Source organism: Chitinophaga sp., from assembly GCF_036566945.1.
Lineage (GTDB): Bacteria > Bacteroidota > Bacteroidia > Chitinophagales > Chitinophagaceae > Chitinophaga.
In genome coordinates this window covers 1-1,583 of record NZ_DATCVJ010001002.1, presented here as the reverse complement: position 1 = coordinate 1,583, position 1,583 = coordinate 1, and the positions used below count along the sequence as shown (strand labels likewise).

At 50.8% G+C, this 1,583-nt stretch carries 1 protein-coding gene; it reads right to left on the bottom strand.

Translation table 11 applies throughout. From position 1 onward, the window contains the following. Window positions 1-1,162: 1,162 nt before the first annotated feature. Window positions 1,163-1,360 (bottom strand): hypothetical protein, encoded by a 198-nt coding sequence (locus tag VIP81_RS29970; protein ID WP_331970516.1) that lies wholly within the window; start codon window positions 1,358-1,360, stop codon window positions 1,163-1,165. Between the last annotated feature and the right edge of the window lie 223 nt (window positions 1,361-1,583).

Here is a 1,583-nt window from a genome sequence, read left to right as displayed (position 1 = left end):
CCATCGAGTAATCAAGTGTCCTGTTGAGGGTGGGCTTCAACAGAACCTCGATGGAGCAACTAGATACCCGTCATGAGTCCACGTACTAGCCGAATGTGTGCGGATTACGTTCCACTGGTGGTACTTCAGAGAAGCTGGAGGGCAAACTTTGAAGCGGTACAGATGTGGGAACTCGTGACAGGTACGAAGTGCTGATCCAGGTGCGGAGATCAGCGACTTGGGGTCAGGGGGTGAGCTGGGCTTGAAAGGAGAGTTACTCGAAAGCTTCACTTGCGCCTTATTAATCGGCGCGACCCTCTCACCTAAACCCTGACCAGTAGAGCGCACGAGCTGTGGGTTCATGCGCCCACTTCCCAGCACACGATGAATATGCCGGGAAGTGGAAGTCGTTCATGCGGTTAAATGGCTGCTAGTAGTAGTGGCCTGGCAGGGACTCAGCTCGAAAGCCTCACTCCGCCGCAGATCACTCTTTTGGCTGCCCTACTACTAGCAGTTGGTCTATGTAAGCATGTGGCCGAGCGCAGTGGTCTTGACTCGTCTCCCAGGGTCAGAGGCTCACCACTTGTGCAATCTCGAGTGCGCACTGTCGTCGCAACGCCCGGTCAGCTGCCTACATAGTCCATGTTGTGCATACAAGGCAGGTACCGTTCTAGACGGATTACTGATTTGACGAGTTGTTAATTGTTTCTGCGCCTAAGCTGCGTACTCCGTTGGCTTACTCGTATAGTCACCCTGCATTTGCTGACGTTTATAGCATCCACTTCATCTGTCGAGGGTATAGGTCAGCTCCTCGATAAATCAGACAAGCGTGCCAGCGTCTACCTATTCCGCCACTTGTATGCACATTAGAACGCACCAGGTAGTTGTAAAAAATCGCAATCTAATGCTCTAATTATTTTCTGATGCGCCCATTTAACTGCATGAACTGTATTGAGCGCATGGTGCTAGTAGCAATTACCCTCCGCCGTGCACGATTATGGCTTCGCTAACTAGTATGTGTGCGATTTTGAACACTGCATATAGCGGTTCGTAGGCCGCCAGCTCTGCCTCTCCTGTTGTATCGTCTCCTAGAGTCAGTTGTTTCACTACCAGCACTACTACGCTCAATACTCTAATTCTGTAAAGGTGCATCTCGGCCGCCCCCGCTGTGCGGCCAAGCTTTCTACTTCTTAGGGGCAGATTTTCGTGATCGCTTCGCTGCAATAAATGCTTGTGACCTGGTGACTGCCGGATCAGCGGATTGGAGTGCGGCCTTTGCGCGGCGCTTTGTCTTCCACTGACCTAGTTGCTTCAGGAAGTTGATGTTCCATGTTGGTTCAAAACTGAGTTTGATGGTCACTATTTCTTGTTCTGCGTTCATTGTTATTCTGTTTCCCCTCTGCGAATAACTATGAGCTAAACCCTCTTCTTTTGCAATAGCGAAATGTCACGAAATGCGTTGTGGTTGTGGATAACTCACTACTTGGTGAACAGGTACAGATGGCCGTCATCGTCTTCAACAGAGTGGATGGTGTTCAAGGCGAAGTCGTGCGCGATACCTGCCTCATCCCACTTGGCGTGCTGTCTCATGTCTTCGGGTAGGT

Bases quoted from the DNA above. Each gene is read 5' to 3' on its own strand.
- VIP81_RS29970 (WP_331970516.1), bottom strand. From the start codon at position 1,360: ATGAACGCAGAACAAGAAATAGTGACCATCAAACTCAGTTTTGAACCA.